Genomic DNA, 23080 nt, shown 5'->3' on the forward strand with positions numbered 1-23080 from the left:
CTGGTTAGATTCATCAATACCATTCACAGGATACCCGTGCTGTAATAGGATGATCGTATTCCGTACTAAATAATAATAACAATAACTATGTCACCCCTAGATATAGGGCCGCAGAGATAACAAGTCGTCACAGCTACATTGTCAATGCACACCATTATTGGCAGTTATCTTTCGGCCCTATTTTTTCTCATATCCGGGGATCTTTTCGTGTATCACTTCATCGATTTGCTCTGGCTTTAGAAATTGCTGCGCGTACTTTAGGTAGACCCGCGAGTTGACAAATACATCGAATAAATCGGGATCTATATGATCTCCGAGCTTCATTTTCCCCATGATAAATAGGCATTCACTGAGCTTTTTGGCATCTTTGTAGGGGCGATCTGCCGCCGTAAGCGCCTCAAAAATATCAGCTATCGCCATGATGCGAGCCGGAACGGACATCTGCTCACGGGTTAGCCCCCTTGGGTAGCCTGTGCCATCCATTTTTTCATGATGACCTCCGGCAAATTCCGGGACACGACGCAAATGTTTAGGAAAGGGCAATGCTTCTAACATTTCCAGTGTGATGTCCATATGACGATTAATGATCTGCCTTTCTTCTGTGGTCAAAGTGCCGCGCGCAATACTGAGGTTATACACCTCATTTTCGCTGAGTAAGGAGTGTATGTCGGTGCCTATCCTGACTTTAGTTTGCTCTGCAATCTGCTTAACACGCTGTTGATCTTCTTCACGCATAAACTCACCGCCGATATTGGCGTGACGCAAAAATTGACGGTCTTGCTCTAATTGCGCCAGTTTCTCGTCCAGTTCCGCGCTCAGGTGACACACCTGTGCCTCATCCCCACCGCGTTCAAAGCGCAAAATACGTTTGGTGTAGTCAAGCTCGAGATCGCGCTTTGCAATTTCTATCCGGGCATCTACGAGCGCAATACGGTCATGGACGGACTCTAATTTTGTGGCTTTATCCATGACATATTCAGGGATGGCGATTTTGCCACAGTCATGCAGCCACCCGGCCAATGACAGCTCGGCGCGATCGGCCTCCGTCATGGAAAAATCTGCCATTGGGCCTGACTGCGTTTCATGAACCGCCTCTGCAATCATCATGGTAAGTTCAGGAACCCGTCGGCAGTGTCCGCCGGTATAAGGGGACTTTTCATCAATGGCTTTTGCAATCAAGCGGGTAAATGCCTGGAACAGGATTTCCATGCCATCAATTAACTGTCGGTTAGTCAATGCAACGGCAGCGAGTGCTCCGATTGAACAGATCATGTCGGTCTGTTGGGCAGAGAAAGGCACAATCTCTCCTTTGCTATGCGGGTTGATCAGTTGCAGCACACCATTGAGTTCATTTTCGTGATTGAGCAGTGGAATTGTGAGTACTGATTGTGTGTGGTAGCCCGTTTTTGCATCCATGGCTCGCGCCGCAGATAAGTCGTACTCACTACACTGATAGACATCATCAATGCGGATCACCTCCCGTTTTGCTGCTGCCAGTGCTACCAGAGCACTCTCGTTACACTGACCGTTCTCGAGATAAATGGGTATAGGCGCAAATGGGATAGGTTGATTCGATGTACCACCCATATGAAGATCCAATGGCCCGTTGATGAGCGTGGCGAAGTGCAGCTGCATATCTTCAGACACTGAGTATATCGTGCCACCGTCTGTGGCGTTCAGCTCCATGGCGGATAGCAGGATGTTTTCAAGTAGCCTGTTGGTGTCGTGTTCTGATGCCAGTTCAATGGCTAGCTTAAGCAAATGTTGTAACGCCACCTGTGAGCCTGCCTGCTCGAACTTATTTGCAATGTTTCGAATATGCTGTTCCATAACTTACCTGCTATTTCGATGTATGGGTGTAGCTGCCATCCCACTCTTCACCGGGCGGTTGCGCCTGTAATGTCAGGATGCGCTCGTACATTAGCGCATAGATTTTTCGCTCTGGTGACAGCTCTTTAAGTTTAGTAAAAGCTGCCAGTGCCTGCTGCCATTGTTGTGATAAATAAAGTGCCCAGGCTTGTTGATGTGTCTCTAATTCATTGCGCTGTGCTGGGGTCAGTGCATCGCTGCTACATATGGGCTCGTACACAGTGACGGCTTGGTTTTTACCTTTTACTTTCACCTTGTCGATAGGGCGGCAAACGAGCCCGGGACACTGTGCGTGTGTGGTTTCATTAATTAATATGCCGACTCCATAGTATTTCGTCAGGCCTTCAAGACGTGAGCCCAGGTTCACGGCATCACCCAGCACAGTATAAGCGCGGCGATACTCCGAGCCCATGTCGCCCACGTTCATGTCTCCGGTATTGAGCCCAATACCAATTTTAAAAGGCGGTAATGATTGTTGGCGCATTGGTTCTTGTAGTGCATCCACCTGATCTTGCATGGCCATGGCACAGCGCACAGCAAGCTCCGGATGTTGCTCAACGGGTAAGGGGGCGTTCCAGAATGCCATCACCATGTCCCCGACATATTTGTCTATGGTGCCCTGGTGTTCAAAAATAATGCGTGTAATGGGTGAAAAGTATTGGTTGAGGTAGGACTTGAGTCGGCCTGCATCTAACGACTCAGAGATAGTGGTAAAGGATCGAATATCGGCAAACAGCACAGTAATATCACGTTTTTCACCCTCCATGGACACACTATCCGGGTTGTCCAGCATTGCCTGTATATGGGCCGGTGGGACATATTGGTCGAAAATCGATTTTATTTGCAGTCGCTCTTTGTGTTCGCGGACGAAGCCCAGGCTGCCCAGGATCATGGCCTGGCTGATCAACATGGATAGTACAGCAACCTGTGGCAAATCCAGCCGCAATTCGACCCATAAATAGACACTGAGTGTAACAAATAACCCACACAGACACAGAGTAAATACTGCGATCCCCAAGACTTCAAGCCGAGGCAAAATAACCACACAGAGTAACCCTGAGAGCAATAACAACATTATGACAGCCCCATCCATCCAGTTTGGTCGGCTGGGTAACAGCTCAGGGAATACCAGTCCTTCGAGTACATTGGCGTGCACTTCCACACCTGGGTACTGGACGCCGACTGGTGTGGTCCGTAAGTCGGCATGACCGACCGCCGATGTACCAACAAACACAATTGCCTGATCAAATAGTTGAGGGTCAATATTGCCACTCAATACGTCAGAAGCAGACACATAGGGAAAACTGAAGGCGGGGCCCCTGTAGGGAACATTAACCCGGCCGTAATCATCGGTTGGGATCAGCTGGGTTCCGAGGCGGATCCCTTCTACACTATGCCCTTCACCAAACGGTTTGGCGACCACTTCTACGTGTTCGGCCATGGTGTAGAGTCGGGCAGCTTCCAGCGCCAGTGCTGGATAAAGCTGACCCTGGTGTTTAGCCAGTAACATGGAATTACGAATAAAGCCGTCGCTGTCCGGGGCACTATTGATAAAGCCGCTTCCCGGGCTTTGCTGTTGCAGATCTGGTACGTTGGCAACGTGGCCGGCAAAGGCCGGAACTGGCAATGCGGTGGCTGGCACTGCGCTGAAAAAAATCGTTTCCGGCAAGGTGCCGACCTGGATCTCCGGCTGGTGCTCAAATAACAGTCCCAGTACGGTATCAGTATCCTGCAAGCGAGCAGAGAATGCACTATCGGCATCTATGGTGGGTGCCAGAGTTTGCAGTGTCTGAGACACCGCCGGTAAAGTGTCTGTAAGGTGACTGAGCACTTGCTGTGCGGGGTTGAGTTCTGGTTCTGAAAACAGGATATCGTAGGCGATAACCGCCACACCAGCATCTGCCAGTTGAGACTGTAAGCGTGCCATAACATGGCGACTCCAGGGAAAGCGGCCGACTTGTTTCAGACTGGGTTCATCGATATCGACAATCACAATAGGCAGAAAAGAGCGTGATTGCAAAGAGAGTGTTGATTTAAGGCGCAGGTCATAACCCAGGCCTTCGAGTCGTTTAAAGGCATCGCCATAGGGAGAAGCGGGGGACAGGGTTAACAGCTGTAAAGCCATAAACAACACAACCAAGAAGCAACCGCACACCCACTGCTGATAGTATTTGCGCCATAGTTGCGTGAGGCTCATGGGAGTGTGAGTCCTTCTCTGGCCAGAATGGTCGCAAATGACCAGTTCTGGCTTTTGATATCTGCGGCTATCTGGTCCAGTTCTGCATCGCTGCGGTCTGGATCATGGCTTATCAGTACCAGGTGCTTTACTGCTCCTTGATCTGCCAGCAGCAGGGCGTCTTTAATCAGTGAATGCCCCCAGCCATGTTTTAATGGATAATCATCCGGAATAAACTGGCCATCATGGATCAGGTAATCAGCTCCTTTTACAAAATCCACCCATTGCTGAAACGAGGTAACAGGCAAACCCGGTGGGTTAAGCTCATTGTCTGTGGCATACACAATGTCCATACCATCTGCACGAATGCGATAGGCGCTGCCACCACCTGGGTGGTTCATGGCGCAGCGTTGAATGTCGAAGTCCTCGTACTGCCAATGGTCTTGAGTTTGCGGAGTCACTCGAATATCTGCCGCTAAAGATGTATGTGGCACAGGAAAATAACTGCCAAACATTTGTTTTAGGATGGCATCGGGGGCGTGCTCTTCTGTCACGCCAGGTACTATGGTTATCTGGCGTTTGGCAATATAGGCGGGAATGAAAAAGGGAAAGCCCTGAATATGATCCCAATGATTGTGGCTCAGTAATATATAAAATGGCTGGCGGGTATGCATCATTTCCTGGCCCAGTATTCGAAGCCCAGTCCCCGCATCCAGGATCAAGCGCTTTCCTTCGTCACTCTCAAGGGTTACACATACCGTATTGCCGCCATAGTGCACGGTGGTTGGACCGGGTGTGGGGGTAGACCCCCGCACACCGTAAAACTTTATTTTCATACCTAACCCTTTGGTGATGGATATTGATTACCATCACTGTTGATCGACCTGGCCGGCTTGTAAACTCACTCTGGCGGGCGCCGACTGCTGCAACACAAAAACAAATTCAGTACTGCTGCTTTGTTCTAGTACGGTGACCAAATTGCCTGTCACTGAACTACTGAAAAGCTGTGCACCGGTGTCATTAAAGCTACTATCCCAGCTTCCAGGAGATTCGCTGAGCAACAGCTGGCCGACATACAAGGATTTCGAGCTGCTTGCCTGCGCAAATAGCAGTAACTTTCCATTGCTTTCAATCCAGGCCTGATTAACCAGTACGGCTTCGCCTTCGAGCTGTGTAAATTTCAAAATACCGCCGTCTGCAAAGCTGGTATCCAGTGCGCCAGAGCTGGTCACCCGAACGATAAAGTTATTGGTGCCAGCGTAGCCAAAGACAATAAAGCCCTGGCTGGCATCAACCACAGACCCTTTAATGGTGATGTCGTCGCCTGCGCTCAGCCCTATGTCCAGCAATGCCATACCACCTGTTCCGAAGCTGGTATCCGGGACGCCCGTTGCGCTGGCTTTGGCCAGTAGTAGTTGAGGGGCAACCGGACCTGGTTGGCTTTGCCCAATGCCAACCAGACTAGTACCTACAGTATGGATCATAGATACTCTGTGTGCATTAGGGCTACAACTGGGTTCACCTGGAATTGTGTATTCGAAGAAACTCGACAAAGTACCTGAGCTGGACACGATGAAGGCCATACTGTGTGTATAGCAGCTGGCTGTCGCTTGCCCCAGAGCGAGAATATCCCCTGAGGGCAGCACCGCAAGCTGTGTTAAATCCAGGGCAGAGGCCTCTGCTTTGTACTCACTGGCGGTCAGACTAAATACGCCACTGTTGGCAAAGCTGGTATCCAGAGTTCCCAGGTTACTAAGTTTGCTAATCGTTGCCATGGCCTGTTCATCACCTGCAGACACGGATACCGTGCCCGATGCGCTCAGCAAAACAGCACCGGTACTGTCTTCAGTAATGGCACCTACAGTGGCACTGGACATAGTTCCCATCGTTGTGACAGGGACTGTGGAGACTAAACCCAGGTTAGCAAAGGCGCTGGTCCGCTGGCCAACGCCATCCAGTTTCAGTACATATGGCACCGCCTGCGGGGTGCTTTGCCAGTTGTTAGCCTGGCCACTGAGCAGCAAATGCCCCGCCGATGCGCTAAAGCTGGAAGTGTGTCCAGCGACAAATGTTTCATCTCGACGGCCGACACTGACTGTGCGTTGGCCAAATGAGCCAAAGTTCTGGTTAAACTCAGCGGTTGTGGTTACTTCGCCCAGCCAATGCTCAGACAGATAATTATTGCCAAGATAATTAAACTTCTGACCACTGAGCAGCAGCCCGCCTTGCGTTTCAAGCAAGCCGAATACCTTGAGCCCCGTGCCATGATACACACTGAAGCCATTGTTGCCCGGCAACCAGTTGGTGTCTACATCGCCATTGAGACCTACTTTTATTATCTGTACGACCTGCTCAATACCAAAAATGCTGCGTTGTAGAGCCAGATAATAAGTATCACTATCTGCGACGATGCCGATACCCGTCGCAGAGTAGTCGGATACATCATTGGCTGAATCAGTCGGCAGTTCACTGAGCATATAAGTGCGCTTACCTGTGCCTGCAAATGCGGTGTCTAATACACCATCCATGGTGATTTGCAGCAAGTACACCGAGCGCTCTTCCCCAGATTCATCCAATGTTGTAAGCCCAGTGACCAAGAGAGTGTTGCTGTCTTTGACCTGTACATGACGCGTTGTGTCATTGAATTGGCTACCGTTGGCACCATCCGGCACGGGAGTAATATTGATTTGTAATAATCCATTATTCTGAAAGCCACTATCCGGAGCCAGCGAGCTTCTTGTGAGGCGCATCAACATGATATCTTCACCGGTTTCGCTGGAAGTGATCTCTCCATAAACAAGGTAATCACCGGCAGGCAGAGTGACCATACCTCGAGCATTTTTAGTGGGGGTGTCTGCGAGCGCCTGAGTAACGGCGACTTCTCCCTGTGCAGTGATCCTGGACAAGGTGACAGTGCCTGAGGTTGCGCTGCTTGTTGCCCTGATATTACTTAGTACGGTGATCGTCTCATTGTCTTCCAGTGCTATGGCGACAGGTGTCACAAAGACGTTGCTGCCCAGGGGCAAGGTCATATACCCATTGCCATTGGCATAGCTGGTATCCAAAGAGCCATCGCCCAGCAGACGGAAAACCAGCAATTGCTGTGAACTGGTGAAATTAACGTACCCGGCCACATAAATGCGCCCTTGCGAATCAACAGCAGCCACCTTGGCCCAGACATCCTGTGGAATGCTCTCTATCTCTATACCAAAACCACTTTGGAAGTTACCAGCCTCGGCAAATCCATTATCCGGTCGGCCATCACTGAGTTGTCTGCTCACATAAGCCCGGTGGATGTTGCGACCGGCGGCATCATTAAAATGACCAACGGCTCCAACACTTACCAGCTTACCATCGCTTTGCAGGAGTGTTTGCCCCGGGCTGTGAAATTCGAGACTGGCATTGAGTGCCACCATTAAGCTGCCGTCGCTACCAAAGTTGCTGCGCTTACTGGCCACATAGCTCGGCGCTGCTTGTGTAACAAAAATACTGAGCTCACTTTCAGCACACAAGGGTGGGGTGCCCGAATCACAGACCGTGATGGTCAGGGTATAGGTTTGCGCGCCATTGCTGGCAATCTGATCGGCATTTGCTACGGTCACTTTGCCATTACTGTCAACGGAAAACAAGGTTGAGTTTGTGCCAGACAGCGCATAGCTCAGAGTGTCGCCATCGGGATCTGAGGCGCTGATCTGCACAATCTCAGTCCCATTAGTGACATTTGTGTCGATTTCTGCCGAGCCTGGCTCCACGGTAGGCGCGTAGTTTTTGTCGTTTACGGTCAGTGTGACCGTTGCGGCATTCGACGTTTCGGCCAAATCGTTATTCACGGTGTAACTGAAGCTATCGCCGCCAACGAAATTAAACTGCGGGGTGTACTGGACTGAGCCGCTAACACTGTCAATCGAGACGCTGCCATGACTTGGTGGCGTTACAAAAGTGATACTGCTGATGATCAGGCTACGGCCTTTCGCCTGATCGTTGTTTAAAATGGCGATGTTCACGGCCACATTTTTGTCGGTTTCAGCACTGTCATCAATGGCCACCGGCGTGGTGTCGGGAGCGGTAATTGTGACTGTCACAGTCGCGGTATTTGAGAAGACGCCGTCGTTGTCTTTGACGCGATAAGTAAAAGTGTCTTCTCCTTCAGAAGTGCCGGTATGGAAATAGCTGATCGACCCATCACTGCTTACTTCTGTGGAGCCCATCATAGCGGGCTCTACTATCTCTATGCTGTCAGTTTGTAATGTTCCGTCGCTATCGCTATCGTTCTCCAGGACCGCAATGGTAACGGACTGACCAATTTCCAGTGTGGCCCTGTCGTTGTTGGCCTCGGGGGCCACATTAAGCCGTTCAACGGTGACGGTCACCGTGGCTGTTTTGGACATACCACCTTCTGTATCCTGCACCTGATAGGAAAAAGTATCGACGCCAAAGAAGCTGCTTTGCGGCGTATAGATAAAGCCACCCAAACCAACGAGATCTAGGGTCACGCTGCCATTGGTTGGTGCCGTCACTACGGTTAAGCTATTGTAATTCAGACTGCCGTCGACGTCGCTGTCATTGGCCAGGACATCAATGGTGACTGGCATATTTTGCTGTGTTGTTGCGCTGTCATTGGTCGCGACCGGCGGGATATTGTCTCCGGTAACTTCAATAAACACATTTGCGATATTGGACAGGGCGCCCCTGTCATCTTTTATTTGATAGGTGAAGCTGTCGCTGCCACGGTAATCCGCATCACTTTGGTAAATAAAATGCGTATTGTCATTACTCAGGTTCACAGTGCCATGGCTGGGCCCCTCGACCAGGGCCAGACTGGTCAGGTTTAAATTGCCATCTATGTCCTGATCATTGGCGGCCACCAGGATGCTAACGGCTTGTCCCTGCGGGGCCTCAATGCTGTCATCATTGGCCAGTGGTGCATCATTCACCTCAATTACGTCTATTACAACAAAGGCCTGCACACTGACTGCCCCATCGTCCACCTGATAAACAAAATAATCCTGTCCGTAACTGTTCTGCTGAGGGGTGTAGCGAAAACTGCCTGTATCACTGAGTTCTAACGTGCCCATGGTTGGTTGCTCAATGATTGAAAGCGCAAGCGGGTCTTCATCGGCGTCACTGTCGTTGCTCAGTATGCCCGGGATGTCGACAAACAACTGCTCATCTTCATTGGTTTGGTAACTGTCATTGATTGCGACAGGTGGAAAATTGCTGACTTCAACTTCTATGCTCAGGGTGATGGTGGCGGTATTAGAGCCGCCCTTACCATCCTCAACCCGGTACTCGAAGCTATCGGTACCAATAAAGTCAGTATCGGGTTGATAGTTAAAGCTGCCGTCGGGACTGAGTGTCAGTATACCATGCTGCACATCGGTTACCGGGGTTGTGTCGACGGTCAATGGATCGCCATCAAAATCAATATCATTGACCAGAAGTCCGGCCCCGCTGATGGTTAATTCGCTATTTTGTTCAAGCGCATAGCGGTTATCAAAGGCAATGGGGTCCTGATTGACTTGCTCAATTAGCAGCGATACTTCGGCCTCGGCGGTCGCGCCCTGGCTGTTGACTATTCGATAGCGAAAACTGTCTGAACCAAAGAAAGTTTCTCTGGGGACATAGGTAAAGCGACCATCCGCAAAAAGCGTCAGGGTCCCATTTTGTGGTGCTCTGACTGGCGTGGTAACCAAAGTCAACGGAGGCAGGCCATTGGCGTCGTCATTGGTTAGCAGGTTGCCAGAGACAGACTCAAACTGGATACCACTAAAGCTGTCCGAGACGGCTGTCGGTGTGATCAGGTTCGAGGCCGCCAGCATGCGAGACTCACTGAAGGCACTCTCACCACTGCCATCAATGGCTGAGATCCGGGTGTAATAGTGCTTTTGTGGGTCGAGCCCGCTAAACACATGGCTTGAATCCGTTAGGGCGATCGCCCGCTGACCCCCAGGTAATGTGGTGACGGTTCGTACATCATCTATAGGCGACTCGGCAAGGTAGGCATTGTACCGTAAAAAGCTCGACAGAGGCTGCCAATCGAGAGAAGCGCTACCATCGCTGCGCTGTGTACTATTAAATACGACGCTGCGTGGGAGCCAGGTGATTTGCTGGGTGGCAACTGTGCTTAGATTACCCCCGTTGTCTTCGACCCAGACTTGCAGTTGCACACTTCCGGGTTGCTGTCCGAAATTCATCGGATTAATACCGGTTTCGGTAAAGGCAAAGGGGTCGCTGCAATTCCCATCGCACAGCACCTGTGCCAGCTCGGCATTCTCAAAGCCCAGCAAGACCCGACCAACCCCATCCGGATCAGTAATGGATCCCAAAGATACTGTGATGTTTCCCCGATAAGTACGCTGTGTATCGGGAAACAGCACGGTACCTGTCCCGTTTACAAATTGTGTATTCACCACTTGTCGGGCGGCCAGGTTGCGGCTGGCGAGCTTGGGCTGATAGTCAAAGGGGATCAGGGTTACTTGTCCTGACGGCGCGTCAGACTGATCCGTGTTTTGGTCCTGCGTGGGTGGTACACCTATGCTGTCATTGTTCGGTGTTGTTGCGTTGTCACCATCGCCTGAGCAACCCGTTATCAGCGCGCCACAGATCAGCGTCAGTAAGCCCAGTTGGTGTAATTGCGAGCGCTTCATCCCGCATCCCCCTTAAGGTTGGCTCAAAGTAAACAAGCCCGAGGCGGTTACATCTGGCTCGTCAATTTCATTCAAATTAAAGCTGCCACGTAACTTGCTCAGCTCATCGCTAAACAGTGTTTCTATGGTCCCCTCTGCCAGGTTCTGTCCATGAGAGGCAAAATTCACACCCAGAGTCATGCCATTGGCGTCTATCAAGCCGTTAAAGGCTGCAAACCACTCACCTTGTGGATCGTTGAACGACAGTACCCCCTGAGGGACTGTGCCGTTATCAAAATCGACACTGATCTGCATCTGAATATCACTCACGGCCCCTGCAGAAGCGCTAAATTCTGCGCGCTCAAGGACGGTGTAAAGTGCGGTACCCGTACGCTCTGCGATCAGGTCTTCAATTGGCTCTACCCCAAAGGTGTCGAGACTTTCCTCGCTAATAAAGTCGTTGTCTGAGATATCTCGGCCAACATCCGGCAAGGCGGTTTCAAAGGCCGCCTGAGCAGCAGGGGCTGTTGTAACGGGGGCTTGTGCAATGGCCAGAGACGTCGACTCGGTGGTTATGTCATCAGGCCCGGACGATGTGTCGCTTTGATCGGCCTGTGTGTCTGGCTCTGAATCGCTACCGGAGGCCTGGCTTTGGGGGGTAAGTCGTGACAGCTGCTGTGGTGGGGCAAGTAACGTTGTCACTTCGCCGTTTTGACTGACGCTGGCAAACGAATAGTTGCCTTCCTGACCGAGTAACAGTGGCTGGTCATTGACACTGACTTCAATGGTGCCATCCCAGACCGCCAATAACAGCGTATCACCTTGCCATTCCACCTCGTAGTGGGTGCCTCGGATCCCGATACTGCCCACAGGTGTTTTTAGCTGGTAATTGTCTTTATTGCCTTTAATTTTTCCGGTAATGGTACGCAAACCACCAGTAACCAGCTCCATAACGACAGAACCATCCTGTTCGGAAGAGCCTGAGTATTCACTGATAATGAGTTGAGTATTTTCTTTCAACGCGATAAGTGCACCATCTTGCATGCGCAGCTGGGCATTACTTTGTTGACCCGTGTTCACTACATCAACATCAAAGATTGGGCTGCGCCGCTTTAGCGCGCGTTGTGCTTCACTGTCGGTAGCTGTCGCAACCACTTGTCCCCGTGACATCAGGGTTTTGCCTGCGGGTGCGGCCAGGCTTGACTGGGCTGTGAATAAACAAGGCAGTAACACTGCTGAGAGTGCGGATTGTCTGAGTGGCCCGAAAAACTGCCACACAGTGCGGGATTTAGAAATCATAATGTACTCCTAAGGACCATTCAGTACGATCATAGCTGTACAGCTGCAGCGAGCTGTCTTTGTCGTAATAAGCCAGTTTTGTTTCCACGCCCCAGGCGGGTGATATCTGATAGAGCCAGCCTAATTGGGCGATATGGAGTGTTTCGTCTCGTATCTGCAAGAAAAAAGGGTGGGCAGCGCGATGTGTTATATCTCGATACTGTACTCTGGCGCTGAGGCGATGAGCGTCGTTCAGACGATAAATGAGTGCAGCACCTAAGTGGCTGTAATCGCGCGCATAGTGCTCCCCTGACGGTTCTTGTGCAGGCTGCCAGGTATAGCCTGCATTAAAGCGAACTAGCCAGTTTCGACCGGTTCTGCTGAGTGCCAGCCCGGATGTATAAAGGCGACTGTCCAGTGCGCTGTCACGCACGTTATTGAGATTAAATGCACTGACATTAAAAGTCGCAGACCAGTGTGCGCTCATGGTGTAACGGAGCGCGCCAAACACGCCGGCATCTTGTTGATAGGTGCCTGAATCCAGAGACATAACGCCGAGCTGAGTCCCCAGGTGGAGCTGAAATGCGTCTATATCCCGGATGTAACTGATGTTGGCGCTGAGCTGCGCTCTGTCAAACTCATCGCTGTCCTGGTGGACCTGGTTCGATAACTGAATATTTGCCCGCCAAGCCTGATGCTGAGTTTGCTGCCAGCGGCCATCAAAGCGATAGCTGGCACGGGCAAAACCATCCGATGTTTCACGGCTGGTGTCGTCGATAAACAGAGGTAAGCCACCAATGACAATACGGTCGTCAGTCGTACCACTGTTTACATTGCTGTCGTGGCCCAGCGCCAGTGATACCCGGTGCTTAAGTTGTTGTTTCAGACTGGCCAGGTTTTCTTCAATCGCGTCCAGCGCGCGCTCTACCCGTTGACGAAACTCGTCGCTGAGCGGTGTGGCTAGCAGATTATTGAGGGTGCTGGCGGCCTGTGGGTAGTTCTTTTGCTTGTTATAGGTCAGGCCCAATAAGAACAAACTGGGCTGGTGGTTGGGCTTCACAGCGAGGACCCGTTCAAGCGCAAAAACGGCCTCATTATAGCGGTTGGTCTCCAATGCGGCTCTGGCATATAAAAAGTCGAATTCGGGGTCGCCCGCCGCATCTTCGAATTGCGACTGAGCCAATGCATAAGCTTGTTCAAACTGGCCCTGATCCAGTGCTGATTTGAGTTGTGTAAGCGACGTTGTTGCCAGGGCGGTACTGGTGTGTAGGCCCAGGAGCAAAACGACCGGAATAAACGCGCGTTGAAGTAATAGCTGCATAACAGATCACCCAAAGTTCGATTATTCTCTGGTACTGCCAGTCAACTTTGTTTGTAAGCATTATTTCATACCCAGACACCTTTACAGGGGGCTCATACAGCATGAGTACGAGCGCAGTTGCAAGGCGCTGTGATATCACTGATAACAGCCTAACAGCCTAATCTCTATCAGTTTTAAGTTAACGGACCAAGAGAGCGTGATTAAATTATAGTCAGCACTTTCAATATTTCACTCTAAGTTACGGGTACAAATGATTACTGTGACTGAATTGCTCTCAGGTCAGAGCTAATCATAGGATAGTGTGAGAGTAAGTGATTGTAGGTGCCGTCCTCGATAATCTCAGCCAGCCCCTGATTAAATAGCTGAATAAGCTGCTGAGCGCGAGGATGGGTTTTGATGATACCGATGTGCAGAGGCCAGGAGGCCACGACCTGTGGATGCAAAGTAAATGTCTCCTCCTGAAAATGATGGGTGATGGTGTACGCAGCGGCAAACCTGTCTGCGATCATGCCATCGACCCGGCCTCTTGCCAGTTGTCGCAGGCATTCACTCAAATGCAGTTGGGTGATAACGTTGACTGTGGGGTGCCCACTCAGCAGGTTTTGATAAGCGAACCCACGGATCATACAGACGTTTTTTCCGGCCAGTGACGCGAGTCCAGAAAAAGAGACAGGCTGAGTTGCCTGAGAGATGAAAATGAGTTCGTTATGCAGATACGGCTGGCTAAACAGAAAGTGCTCTGCACGTGCCTGAGTAAACCACAGTGCGGGGATCATATCGATATTGCCATTGTGTGCCAGGCGCATGGCTCTGCTAAATGGTGCGGTCTGCAATGCAAATGTTTCGCCACTGCGCGCAAATGCTGCAGCGACAATATCGTAGCTGAGGCCACTATCGTCATTCTGTACGTAAGGCGGCCAGACGCTGTGACTACCAAGCAGCATGGGCTTTGCCACCAGAGGTAGGGTGACCATCAGGCAATAAAGTAAGATTACAGGCATCAACTTGCGCAAAACTCACCCACCCTTTATGACCGACCATGCTTAAGTCTAGTTTAGAAAACCCGAATTGGTATGCCTGGGTCGCACTGCAACGCAAATGTGCTCTTTTGTCGTGTTTGTGCTAAACAATGTCATTTTCAGTAAAGTGTCATGCAGGTGTCACAATGACAGTTTTATAGTGATATACGGCCAACTGAAACGACGACAAGTTATGACAACAAAACAACGTATACACTGGGTCCTGATGATCTGTGTGGTGGGTATGTGCCTGGATCAGCTCTCAAAGTGGTTTGCTGGTAACTATCTCTACGGCTGGCAGATGACCAGCTACTGGCATGATTTGGTGCGCATTGGTTACCGAGAAAACGCAGGCGCCTTCTTAAGTCTGGGCAGCGATCTGCCTGCGCCGCTGAGGAGTGTGTTATTTATCGGTGTCATTGCGCTGTTGCTGATCGCAATACTGGTGTACACATTGAAAAGTGAGGATCTCAACCGCCATCAGATCACGGGTTTGTCTCTGGTGTTCTCAGGTGGGGTAAGTAACCTGATTGACCGGATCCTCAATAATGGTGCGGTGATCGACTTTCTTAATCTGGGTATTGGTGAGCTCAGAACGGGTGTATTTAATATTGCAGATGTCGCGATTATGCTGGGGGCGGTGATGTTGATAGTGTATACCACCCACAACCAGACTACTGCACCGCAGAAAACCTGATGACAAACGAACACCCAGCCGCAAAAGTACTTAGCTGACGGGCAGGTGCGAGGGTTTACTGAGTAAATAGGCCATAACCAATAGCTCGGTGAGGGCGACACCAGCCAACACATACCAGGGGGCAGACGTGGTACAAAGGATCACAAAGCCAAGCAGCATACCCAGGCCTGCGCCCCACTTCCCTTTAACAGGCACGACTTGGTGTGTTTGCCAGGCGTGCAATGACGGGCCAAATTTCGGGTGAGATAGCAACCAGTTTGCAAGTTTGGGGTTAGAGCGCGTAAAACAGGCCAGTGCGAGGATAAAAAAGATCGTTGTCGGCATGACCGGAAGTGCCATCCCGATAAACCCCAGTGCAACACACAGTATTCCTGCAACGTGCAACCAGAAGCAGCGGTTAAAGAGTTTTTGAGCGTGTTTTTTCATCGCCATCCTTCCCGGTAATATCCAATGTCGTTACTTTTGCATTGGCTAACTTTTTTCATTATAGCCAAAAACCGACAGACGAATAGCAGGCGTAATATTTTTGTGTTGTCTGTAATATTTCTCTGCGGAAGATAACTAATATCATGCGTAAGTGTGTACTTACTCTTGCTCGGTGTTTTAACTGCTGTTTAAAGGGAGGTTTGAACCGGGCTGTTCATGGACGGTAAGCGGCGCACTGGCCGCTCCCGTGAATCAGTGTTAAAAATAGTAGCCGATGTTGATATTGAAGCGGCGCTCTGTCTCATCGCTGTTCCCCGCAATAGAGCCGCCCACAAAAGGTTGGTTTTTTGCGAGCACGTAATCAATGTACGTAAAGAAGGCACCAGCAGAAAGCGAGACGCCTGTCACATTCATCCAGGTGTCTTCAGTCTCATCCGATTTATCGTAGATAATGCCGTAGTCATTGTAGAATTGTAAGCCTGTGATTGGGCCAAATTCTACGGGTAAACTGTAGGCAATATTGGCGTTGCTCATGGTTGCTTCAGCCGCAATGGAGTCGAAAAATGCATAAGCACCAACCGCCATTCGTGTTGCCGGGGTATCGACGTCATATTCATACTCGCCATGCTGTAGTTGCAGGTTCCACGGACCATAGTTGCCATTCAGGTGAATGGCCCAGGCCATATAATCACCCGCCTTATCAACGCCATCATGTAGGCCACCACTTAAGCCAGACACCCCAACCTCAGTGGTGCCGCCTTTATGTTTGAAGTGATAGGCATAGCGGCCGGCAAAGGTGTTATATTCGCCCAGGGGCTGAGCCGGATCATCGTAAACCCCATCTGAGGCCTTACGAAAACCCACGATATCGTAGGAGTAGCGGTCGCTGCGATCTTCCACATAGCCGTCTACGCCACCGAGTTCATCGTTTTTGAAAAAGCCCAGATCTATTTGCCAGTTATCCGCAACTTTGCGTTTAAATAACACGCCCATGTCGTGATCGTCTTCTAACCCGATGTAATAAGTCGTGTTAAAAAAGTAATTGTGTGAATTGTATGGCCAGTTGCCAAAGGGCACTTTGGTCATGCCCAGCTGTGCCTGCCAGTCTTTGGCAAAGTCATAGTGTAAATACGCGTATTTCACAGCGGTCATGTAGTCAAAAAAGCGGATCTCAGCATTGAGACCAAAACCGCCAACGTTGCCGGAGAAATTCAGACGGAAAATGTCAAAGTCAAAGTCGCCGCCGCGATTTTTGTTATCATCGTCATACGACGTATGGCTAAGGTTAGTCCGTACCGCCCCGCCGACCTTAATGCTGGGTTTGGCAGGCGCCGTTTGCTTGGCCTTTTTATCGGCCTTGGCTTGTGCTTTTTCACGTGCCTGTTCACGTTCCATTTTATGAACCTTCTGCTGGAGCAGTTCAAGCTGCTTCTTCAGCTGTGCCAGTTCATCTTCACTGGCAATAGCGGGGCCAGAAGACAACATCATAGCGCCGCACAGAGCCGTCATGAGTCGAGAGAGTTTTAGCATGGGAGAACACCCGTTTGTTTGAGTTAGTGAGAATAAATTATCTCTAAATAGCCTAGACCATCCACTCTCAGGTTCCAAGTAATCAGCCATGAACAACAGTAATTTCTCTTGATCCTTTGGATAGTTGCGCAACTATCAACTATATTTTTGAGCAGTATCGTGCAATTTGAATACTGGCGCTAGGCAGCCTATGCCTTAGCGTGTTGGCGCAGTCAATCAGTCCAGTGAGGAATCCACTCTATGACTATTTCGCAAAAGCTCAGGCTGGCTTTTATCGTTGCTATCGTCTCGCCTATTTTGATCATTGCTGTTCTGATAGTGTCCCAGACCCGGCAGCTGGCACTGGATAAATTTGTCGAGATGAGTGGTCGGGAGGCGTTACAGGTCGACAACGGGATTGGCATGTTTTTCGATGAAATAGCCAAGAATGTTGAGTTTCTGGCCACTAACCCCAAACTGACCCGCGCACAGAGCGAAGTCAAGATTTACACCGATAAGGGCACCGCCACACAGCTGAATTCACGCTCAGGCAGCGAGACTGAGCAGGCAGTATATGATTTGTTTGAACGCTTTGGTGATACTCACCCGGGAATTGCCTATATCTACTTTGGCAATACCGAAGGGGGTTATATTCAATGGCCTCAGGGTGAGGTCAGTGCCAATTATGACCCACGGCCCCGGCCCTGGTATCGCAGTGGGCAAGCGGCCAATGGCAAAACTGTGATGACCGATGCGTATTACTGGGCCCCGGATGATATGGCCATCGTCTCCACGGTGCGCTCGGTCAGGTCGAATGGCCGAGAGATAGGTGTAACTGGCATGGATGTGTCTTTACAGGGTCTGACCAAGATTATCCGTGAAGTTAAGCTCGGTGAAACCGGCTATCTGATGCTAGTGGAAGACACAGGTAAAATTTTGGTCGATGCCAAGCACAGTGACTATCGGTTTAAGGATGTTAATCAGGTCGATAACGGCCTGTATCGTACTGTGGCCAGCAATCAGTCCGGCTTATATGAAATCCAGATTGATGACACGGACTACTTTGCCAGTATCTACACGTCGAAGAAACTGGGCTGGAAATTCATCGCTTTTGTGGAGCAAGGAGAGGTGATGGCGGCGGCGAATGCCATGACCTGGACGCTGGTGATCCTGAGCGTGGTACTGGTTGCGCTGTTTGTTGTGTTGGCGAATTATATTGCCAATGTATTGTCTGGGCCAATTGTTGAGGTGAGTGATGGACTGACAGTGATCTCTCAGGGGGGAGGCGATCTGACCCAGCGGTTGGAGGTCGACAGCAAAGACGAAACGGGCAAACTGGCGGACAGTTTTAACAGCTTTTTAGACCTCATTGCCCAACTGGTGATGGACATCAATGCCTGCGCTCAGCAACTGAATCAAACGGCCTGTGCAACCGCCACGGAGTCTGAGGAACTGACCAGCTCGACGGCACAACAGCAGCAGGCGCTTGAAATGGCCGCAACGGCAATTAATGAAATGGCTGCCACGGCGAATGAGGTGGCGTCCAGCTGTGCCAATGCCGCCGACTTAGCCACTCAGACCCAGCAGGCGTCTGAGCTGGGTCAGTCTGTTATGACCGAGGCGGTTGACAGTGTGGCTGCCTTGTCGGACGTGATTAAGCGCGCGACCTCAGATATCAATCAGCTCGACAGTGAAAGTGAAAATATCATGTCTATCCTCAGTGTGATCAGAGGGATCGCCGAGCAAACCAATTTGCTGGCACTGAACGCGGCCATTGAAGCGGCCCGAGCAGGCGAACATGGGCGGGGGTTTGCGGTGGTGGCAGACGAAGTAAGAGCCTTGTCGCAGCGCACCTCGGAATCGACCGAAGAGATAGCATCGCAGCTCGATAAGTTGAGAAAAATGACGGAAGGCGTGTCTCAGGATATGCGTAGTAGCTTAACCCGTACCGACAAAACGGTAGAACTTACGGGATCTGCGCAAAGTCAGTTTAGTGAAATCACTCAGTCTATTCAGACCATCAGTGATTTGAATACGCAAATAGCAACCGCCGCAGAAGAGCAGCAGCATGTTGCAGAGGATATCAACCGTAATGTGATAGAAATCAAGCATGCGGCAGACACAGTCAGTGATGTGGCAAACAACACCAGCGAAAATGGCGATAAGATGCAGCGATTGTCTGAACAACTGACAAAATTGGTGGGTCAGTTCAGAGTGTGATTAACGTACTCTTGATGAAGATCACTCATATTCGATGGGTGGCTCTTACACCGTCAGTGCATTTTAGGTAAGGTAGTGCCAGTTTAGTTTAAAAATAGGTGTTATATGGAACTTTCTGCCTCAGTAAAATTGGCACGTACCGAGTCCGGCCTGGAGTATTTTGACGTTAACGGCCCACAGTGTCAGGCTAAAATTTATCTTCAGGGTGCTCAGATCACCGAATTCATTCCCACAGGCAAGAAAAACCTGCTGTGGGTATCTCAGGACGAAACCTATCTCGAAGGTCAGTCTATCCGTGGTGGCATTCCAATTTGCTGGCCCTGGTTTGGTGTTCATGCCGAAGCGGATTGGCCAGCCCATGGATTTGCACGCAAACTGGTCTGGCGCGCGGAGCGTGTTGAGGAAGATGACACCGCAATCCGGATTGTCTTGTCTTTGCCGATGACCAGTGTTGACCGCACCTTCTGGCCACATGAGTCAGGTCTGACTGTGGAGTTTATATTGAGTGAGCAGCTAGAAGTCAGGCTGACCAATGTGAATACCGGCAAAGAAACTTTCTCGCTCACCCAGGCACTGCATACGTATTTTCCAACGCCTGAAATTGAACAGACCCGAGTGGACGGTCTGCAAGGCGCGCAATATATCGAGTTTGGTGAAGGGCCATTTACGCAGGATGAGGTGGTCTCATTCGCCCGTGAAACGGACATGGTGTATACCCAGGCGCCTGGGGTGCAAATCATCGATACACCAGATGGCAAAATTGAGGTTGGCCGTGAGCATTCTGCCTCGTGCGTGCTGTGGAACCCCTGGATAGAAAAATCCAAGCGTCTGAGCAATTTCCGTGATGATGAGTATCACGTGATGTTGTGTCTGGAAGCTGCCAATGTGATGGACGACGCCGTCACCCTGGCACCGGGTGAATCCCACACCCTCACCACCAAAATCCGTTGGATTTAGTAAGACCGAAACACGGCTTCGCAGCTATCGTGCAAAGCCGTGCTTTAGCGCGGCCTTTGCGCAATGGTGAGCAACGTCTCGAATCTTGCAAGAGCGTGCAGCAAGATGAGTTGCGAATGTAAGGCCGCGGATGGCCGAACCGCAAGCCCTTCATATATGTGCCAACTCATACCTCCACACAGACCGAAGCAACGCTTATTCTATGACTTAGCCTGAATCACCATCGAGGTTACCTGGGGCGTCAGCACCCTGTAACTCGGTGCTCGCGCTTTTCGTCTCCATTAAATTCCCGTATTCTGAGTGCAGTGATAAACGAACAGGGAACAAAATGGCAGTACTCGTTGTAGATGATAATCCAGAGGTGCGATTAAGCGCCGCATTTTTGCTCGAAGATCATGGTTTTGAAGTGTATGAAGCGGAGCACCCTGAGGTCGCAAAACAATTTTTGAGTTGTAAATCCATTGACCAGATCTTACTGGATATGAATTTTACCCGGGATACAACCTCAGGTAACGAGGGCCTCACCTTTTTGCGCTGGTTGCAGTCTCAGTCCAGTGCTCCTGCGGTGATCTGTCTGACTGGCTGGGGCAGTGTGCCACTGGCCGTTGAGGCGATGCGTCTGGGAGCGGCAGACTTTATTGAAAAGCCCTGGCAAAATGCGCAACTACTGGATGCCATTCGTAAGCAAAGTAAGCTCAACCTGCTGCAGGTAAAGCAGGGCATTGTACAGAGCACAGAAACTGACATCCCTTGCTATACCTGGCGTTCCACAGCCATGAAAACCTTGCTGAACAAACTGTCGCGTATTGCCAGTACCGATGCCAGCGTACTGCTGTGTGGCGAAAGTGGCTGTGGTAAAAGTCATTTGGTTGAAGCATTGCACAGACAGTCGCCACGGCGCACAGGCCCCCTTGTCAGCGTCAATATGGGCGCTATTCCTGACAGCCTGTTTGAAAGTGAAATGTTTGGTCATACCAAAGGCGCATTTACCGATGCTAAGTCTCAGCGTAGCGGGCGCTTCGAGCTGGCAGGCGGGGGCACCCTGTTTCTCGATGAAGTGGCCACCATACCTTTGGCGCAACAAGCAAAACTGCTACGGGTGCTGGAAAGCGGTGAGTATGAGCGGGTTGGCAGCAGCCGAACTGAGCATGCTGATATCCGTCTTATCTGTGCCACCAACAGTGATTTAGAGCAGGATGTGACGGCAGGCCGCTTTCGCAGCGATCTGTTTTATCGCATCAATACCTTTACGTTTGAACTGCCCCCACTGCGTGCACGACTGGATGACATTGTGCCGCTGGCAAATCACTTGCTGGCGCGCCATGCTGCACGTTATCAGCTGGCCGCTAAATCGTTGGATAGTGAAGCGCAAGCTGCTTTACTGGCATACCGCTGGCCTGGCAATATTCGTGAGCTCAGTCATGTGATGGAGCGAGCACTATTACTGAGCGAAGGAGCACAGATCACCGCTTCCGATTGTCAATTACGCCTGGCAGCCCCTGCACCGGAGCAACAACCGGGCACTCAACCACAGCCAGCGGGAACGACGCTCGCTGAAGTGGAGAAAAACCTGATTGAACAGACGTTAGCTTTACACCAGGGCCAGGTCAGTGAGGCAGCTAAAGCGCTGGGGCTGACTAAATCTTCATTGTATCGTCGGCTGGATAAATACGGGCTGCGAAGTGAAGACTAACTTTGAGTGGACGGTACGCTGCCACTTTACCCTGCTGGCTGGTCTGGTGGTTGCTTTGCTGGTGGGGGTATTGTGGCAACTCGCTCTGCCCTGGTGGCAGATAGGGCTGATCTGTGGCGCCGTCAGCTGGGTACTGTGGCGATTGCAAACGCAGCGGCTGGCCCAGCTACATAGCATTTTTTCCCGTGCTCACTGGCAGCTCGAAGCCATGCTGCAGGCCGATTTTAGTCAGCAGATCCGGCCACATTTTTCCTCGGGTCAGGTGGCAGCTTTTGAGCAGCAGCTGATAGCGCTGGGCGAGCAGCTTCATCGTCAGAAGTCGCGTTACAACTCGCAAATTTTTGTTATCTATCAGCTGATAGATAAACTCAATACACCCATCTTGGTCTTTACCGAAGATACACGTTTAAGTTATGCAAATCAGGCGTTTGAAAGCTTGTATAGACAACCTTGGCAGCATTACAAAGGTGCCACGGCAACCTCACTGGGGCTGGAAGAGGCGCAGCATGGCTGGCGGTTTTTCAGCAATACACAGTCAGCACGCTGGCAGCTTCACAGCAGCTATTTTTTTGAACAGGGTCAGCGACACAGTTTATTAGTGGCACTGGATATCACCAAAGCGTTGCGGCAAAAAGAACTGGCTGCCTGGCAACAACTGATCCGGGTGATCAGCCATGAAATACGTAATTCACTCACGCCGGTTAGCTCCCTGGCTCAGAGTCTGGCCGAACGTGCGGCCAGTAGCAGGGAACGTCAGGCTTTGGGGGTGATAGAGCAGCGCTGTCAGCATTTGCAGCAGTTTGTGGCGCGTTATGGTCAGCTCAGCAAGGCCATTGAACCTCAGATCCAAGCTACACAGGTGCTTGCGCTGTTCGACTCTGTCCGGGATTTGTTTGCATCACAGCATCCGGCACAACACATTGAATTGCATTGTCAGGCTCCTCAATGCCATTGCGATCCCGAGTTGCTTGAGCAGGTACTGATCAACCTGGTTAAGAATGCCATTGAGGCCAATCAGGCTGCGGATCCGCCCGGTCAGCGAGTAGAGCTGCGTAGCTATTACCTTAGTCCCGCGGTGGTGATTGAAGTTGCCGACGAAGGTGGCGGGTTTGCCAACCTCGACAATGTGCTAACACCCTTTTATTCTACCAAGCCAGACGGGCAGGGGATTGGGCTGACACTGAGTCAGCATGTGGTCGAGAGTCATGACGGCCAGCTTGAAGTGAGCAATGCTGAATCTGGGGAGCGAATGGGCGCGGTGATTAAGGTTACCCTTCCTAGTTGATAAT

14 protein-coding genes are annotated in these 23080 nt (G+C 50.8%); 5 read left to right on the top strand and 9 right to left on the bottom strand.

Translation table 11 applies throughout. From position 1 onward, the window contains the following. Positions 1 to 177: 177 nt before the first annotated feature. From CWB99_RS17630 to CWB99_RS17660, 7 genes are all read right to left on the bottom strand, one after another. Positions 178 to 1830, bottom strand: coding sequence for an HD domain-containing phosphohydrolase (locus CWB99_RS17630; protein WP_138552267.1), 1653 nt, complete (start codon positions 1828 to 1830; stop codon positions 178 to 180). Between the two features lie 10 nt (positions 1831 to 1840). Beyond that, complete coding sequence (locus CWB99_RS17635) at positions 1841 to 4066, bottom strand: CHASE2 domain-containing protein (RefSeq protein ID WP_138552268.1); 2226 nt, start codon at positions 4064 to 4066, stop codon at positions 1841 to 1843. Next, positions 4063 to 4881, bottom strand: a complete 819-nt coding sequence (locus CWB99_RS17640; protein WP_138552269.1) for an MBL fold metallo-hydrolase — start codon at positions 4879 to 4881, stop codon at positions 4063 to 4065. Before CWB99_RS17640 ends, CWB99_RS17635 begins: the two co-directional genes overlap by 4 nt. A gap of 33 nt (positions 4882 to 4914) precedes the next feature. Continuing rightward, positions 4915 to 10692, bottom strand: a complete 5778-nt coding sequence (locus CWB99_RS17645; protein ID WP_138552270.1) for an Ig-like domain-containing protein — start codon at positions 10690 to 10692, stop codon at positions 4915 to 4917. 12 nt (positions 10693 to 10704) lie between these two features. Next, positions 10705 to 11970 carry a FecR family protein gene (locus CWB99_RS17650; protein ID WP_138552271.1) on the bottom strand — a complete coding sequence of 422 codons (1266 nt, stop codon included), beginning with the start codon at positions 11968 to 11970 and terminating at the stop codon, positions 10705 to 10707. Next, positions 11960 to 13270 carry a tetratricopeptide repeat protein gene (locus CWB99_RS17655; RefSeq protein ID WP_138552272.1) on the bottom strand — a complete coding sequence of 437 codons (1311 nt, stop codon included), beginning with the start codon at positions 13268 to 13270 and terminating at the stop codon, positions 11960 to 11962. The genes CWB99_RS17650 and CWB99_RS17655 overlap by 11 nt, the downstream gene beginning before the upstream one ends. A gap of 254 nt (positions 13271 to 13524) precedes the next feature. Next, positions 13525 to 14283, bottom strand: a complete 759-nt coding sequence (locus CWB99_RS17660) for a substrate-binding periplasmic protein (RefSeq protein ID WP_138552273.1) — start codon at positions 14281 to 14283, stop codon at positions 13525 to 13527. Between the two features lie 199 nt (positions 14284 to 14482). Between CWB99_RS17660 and lspA the strand changes: the two genes are divergently transcribed. Further along, positions 14483 to 14986, top strand: coding sequence for a signal peptidase II (lspA, locus tag CWB99_RS17665; RefSeq protein ID WP_138552274.1), 504 nt, complete (start codon positions 14483 to 14485; stop codon positions 14984 to 14986). A gap of 30 nt (positions 14987 to 15016) precedes the next feature. Here the strand turns inward: lspA and CWB99_RS17670 are convergent, their stop codons facing one another. Both CWB99_RS17670 and CWB99_RS17675 read right to left on the bottom strand, forming a co-directional pair. Beyond that, complete coding sequence (locus tag CWB99_RS17670) at positions 15017 to 15412, bottom strand: YbaN family protein (protein ID WP_171045384.1); 396 nt, start codon at positions 15410 to 15412, stop codon at positions 15017 to 15019. Between the two features lie 258 nt (positions 15413 to 15670). Next, complete coding sequence (locus tag CWB99_RS17675) at positions 15671 to 16942, bottom strand: porin (protein WP_138552276.1); 1272 nt, start codon at positions 16940 to 16942, stop codon at positions 15671 to 15673. Positions 16943 to 17182: 240 nt separating this feature from the next. On the opposite strand from CWB99_RS17675, the gene CWB99_RS17680 reads away from it, so the two are divergent. From CWB99_RS17680 to CWB99_RS17695, 4 genes are all read left to right on the top strand, one after another. Continuing rightward, the gene (locus CWB99_RS17680) at positions 17183 to 19141 is read left to right on the top strand and encodes a methyl-accepting chemotaxis protein (RefSeq protein WP_138552277.1); all 1959 of its coding nucleotides are present in this window, start codon (positions 17183 to 17185) and stop codon (positions 19139 to 19141) included. A gap of 105 nt (positions 19142 to 19246) precedes the next feature. Beyond that, positions 19247 to 20098 carry a D-hexose-6-phosphate mutarotase gene (locus CWB99_RS17685; protein WP_138552278.1) on the top strand — a complete coding sequence of 284 codons (852 nt, stop codon included), beginning with the start codon at positions 19247 to 19249 and terminating at the stop codon, positions 20096 to 20098. A gap of 328 nt (positions 20099 to 20426) precedes the next feature. Then, a complete protein-coding gene (locus CWB99_RS17690; RefSeq protein ID WP_138552279.1) occupies positions 20427 to 21791 on the top strand; it encodes a sigma-54-dependent transcriptional regulator in 1365 nt (454 codons plus the stop codon). Next, the gene (locus tag CWB99_RS17695; RefSeq protein WP_138552280.1) at positions 21781 to 23076 is read left to right on the top strand and encodes a sensor histidine kinase; all 1296 of its coding nucleotides are present in this window, start codon (positions 21781 to 21783) and stop codon (positions 23074 to 23076) included. The genes CWB99_RS17690 and CWB99_RS17695 overlap by 11 nt, the downstream gene beginning before the upstream one ends. The last annotated feature ends 4 nt before the right edge of the window (positions 23077 to 23080 follow it).

It is taken from the genome of Pseudoalteromonas rubra (assembly GCF_005887095.1).
GTDB classification, from domain to species: domain Bacteria; phylum Pseudomonadota; class Gammaproteobacteria; order Enterobacterales; family Alteromonadaceae; genus Pseudoalteromonas; species Pseudoalteromonas rubra_E.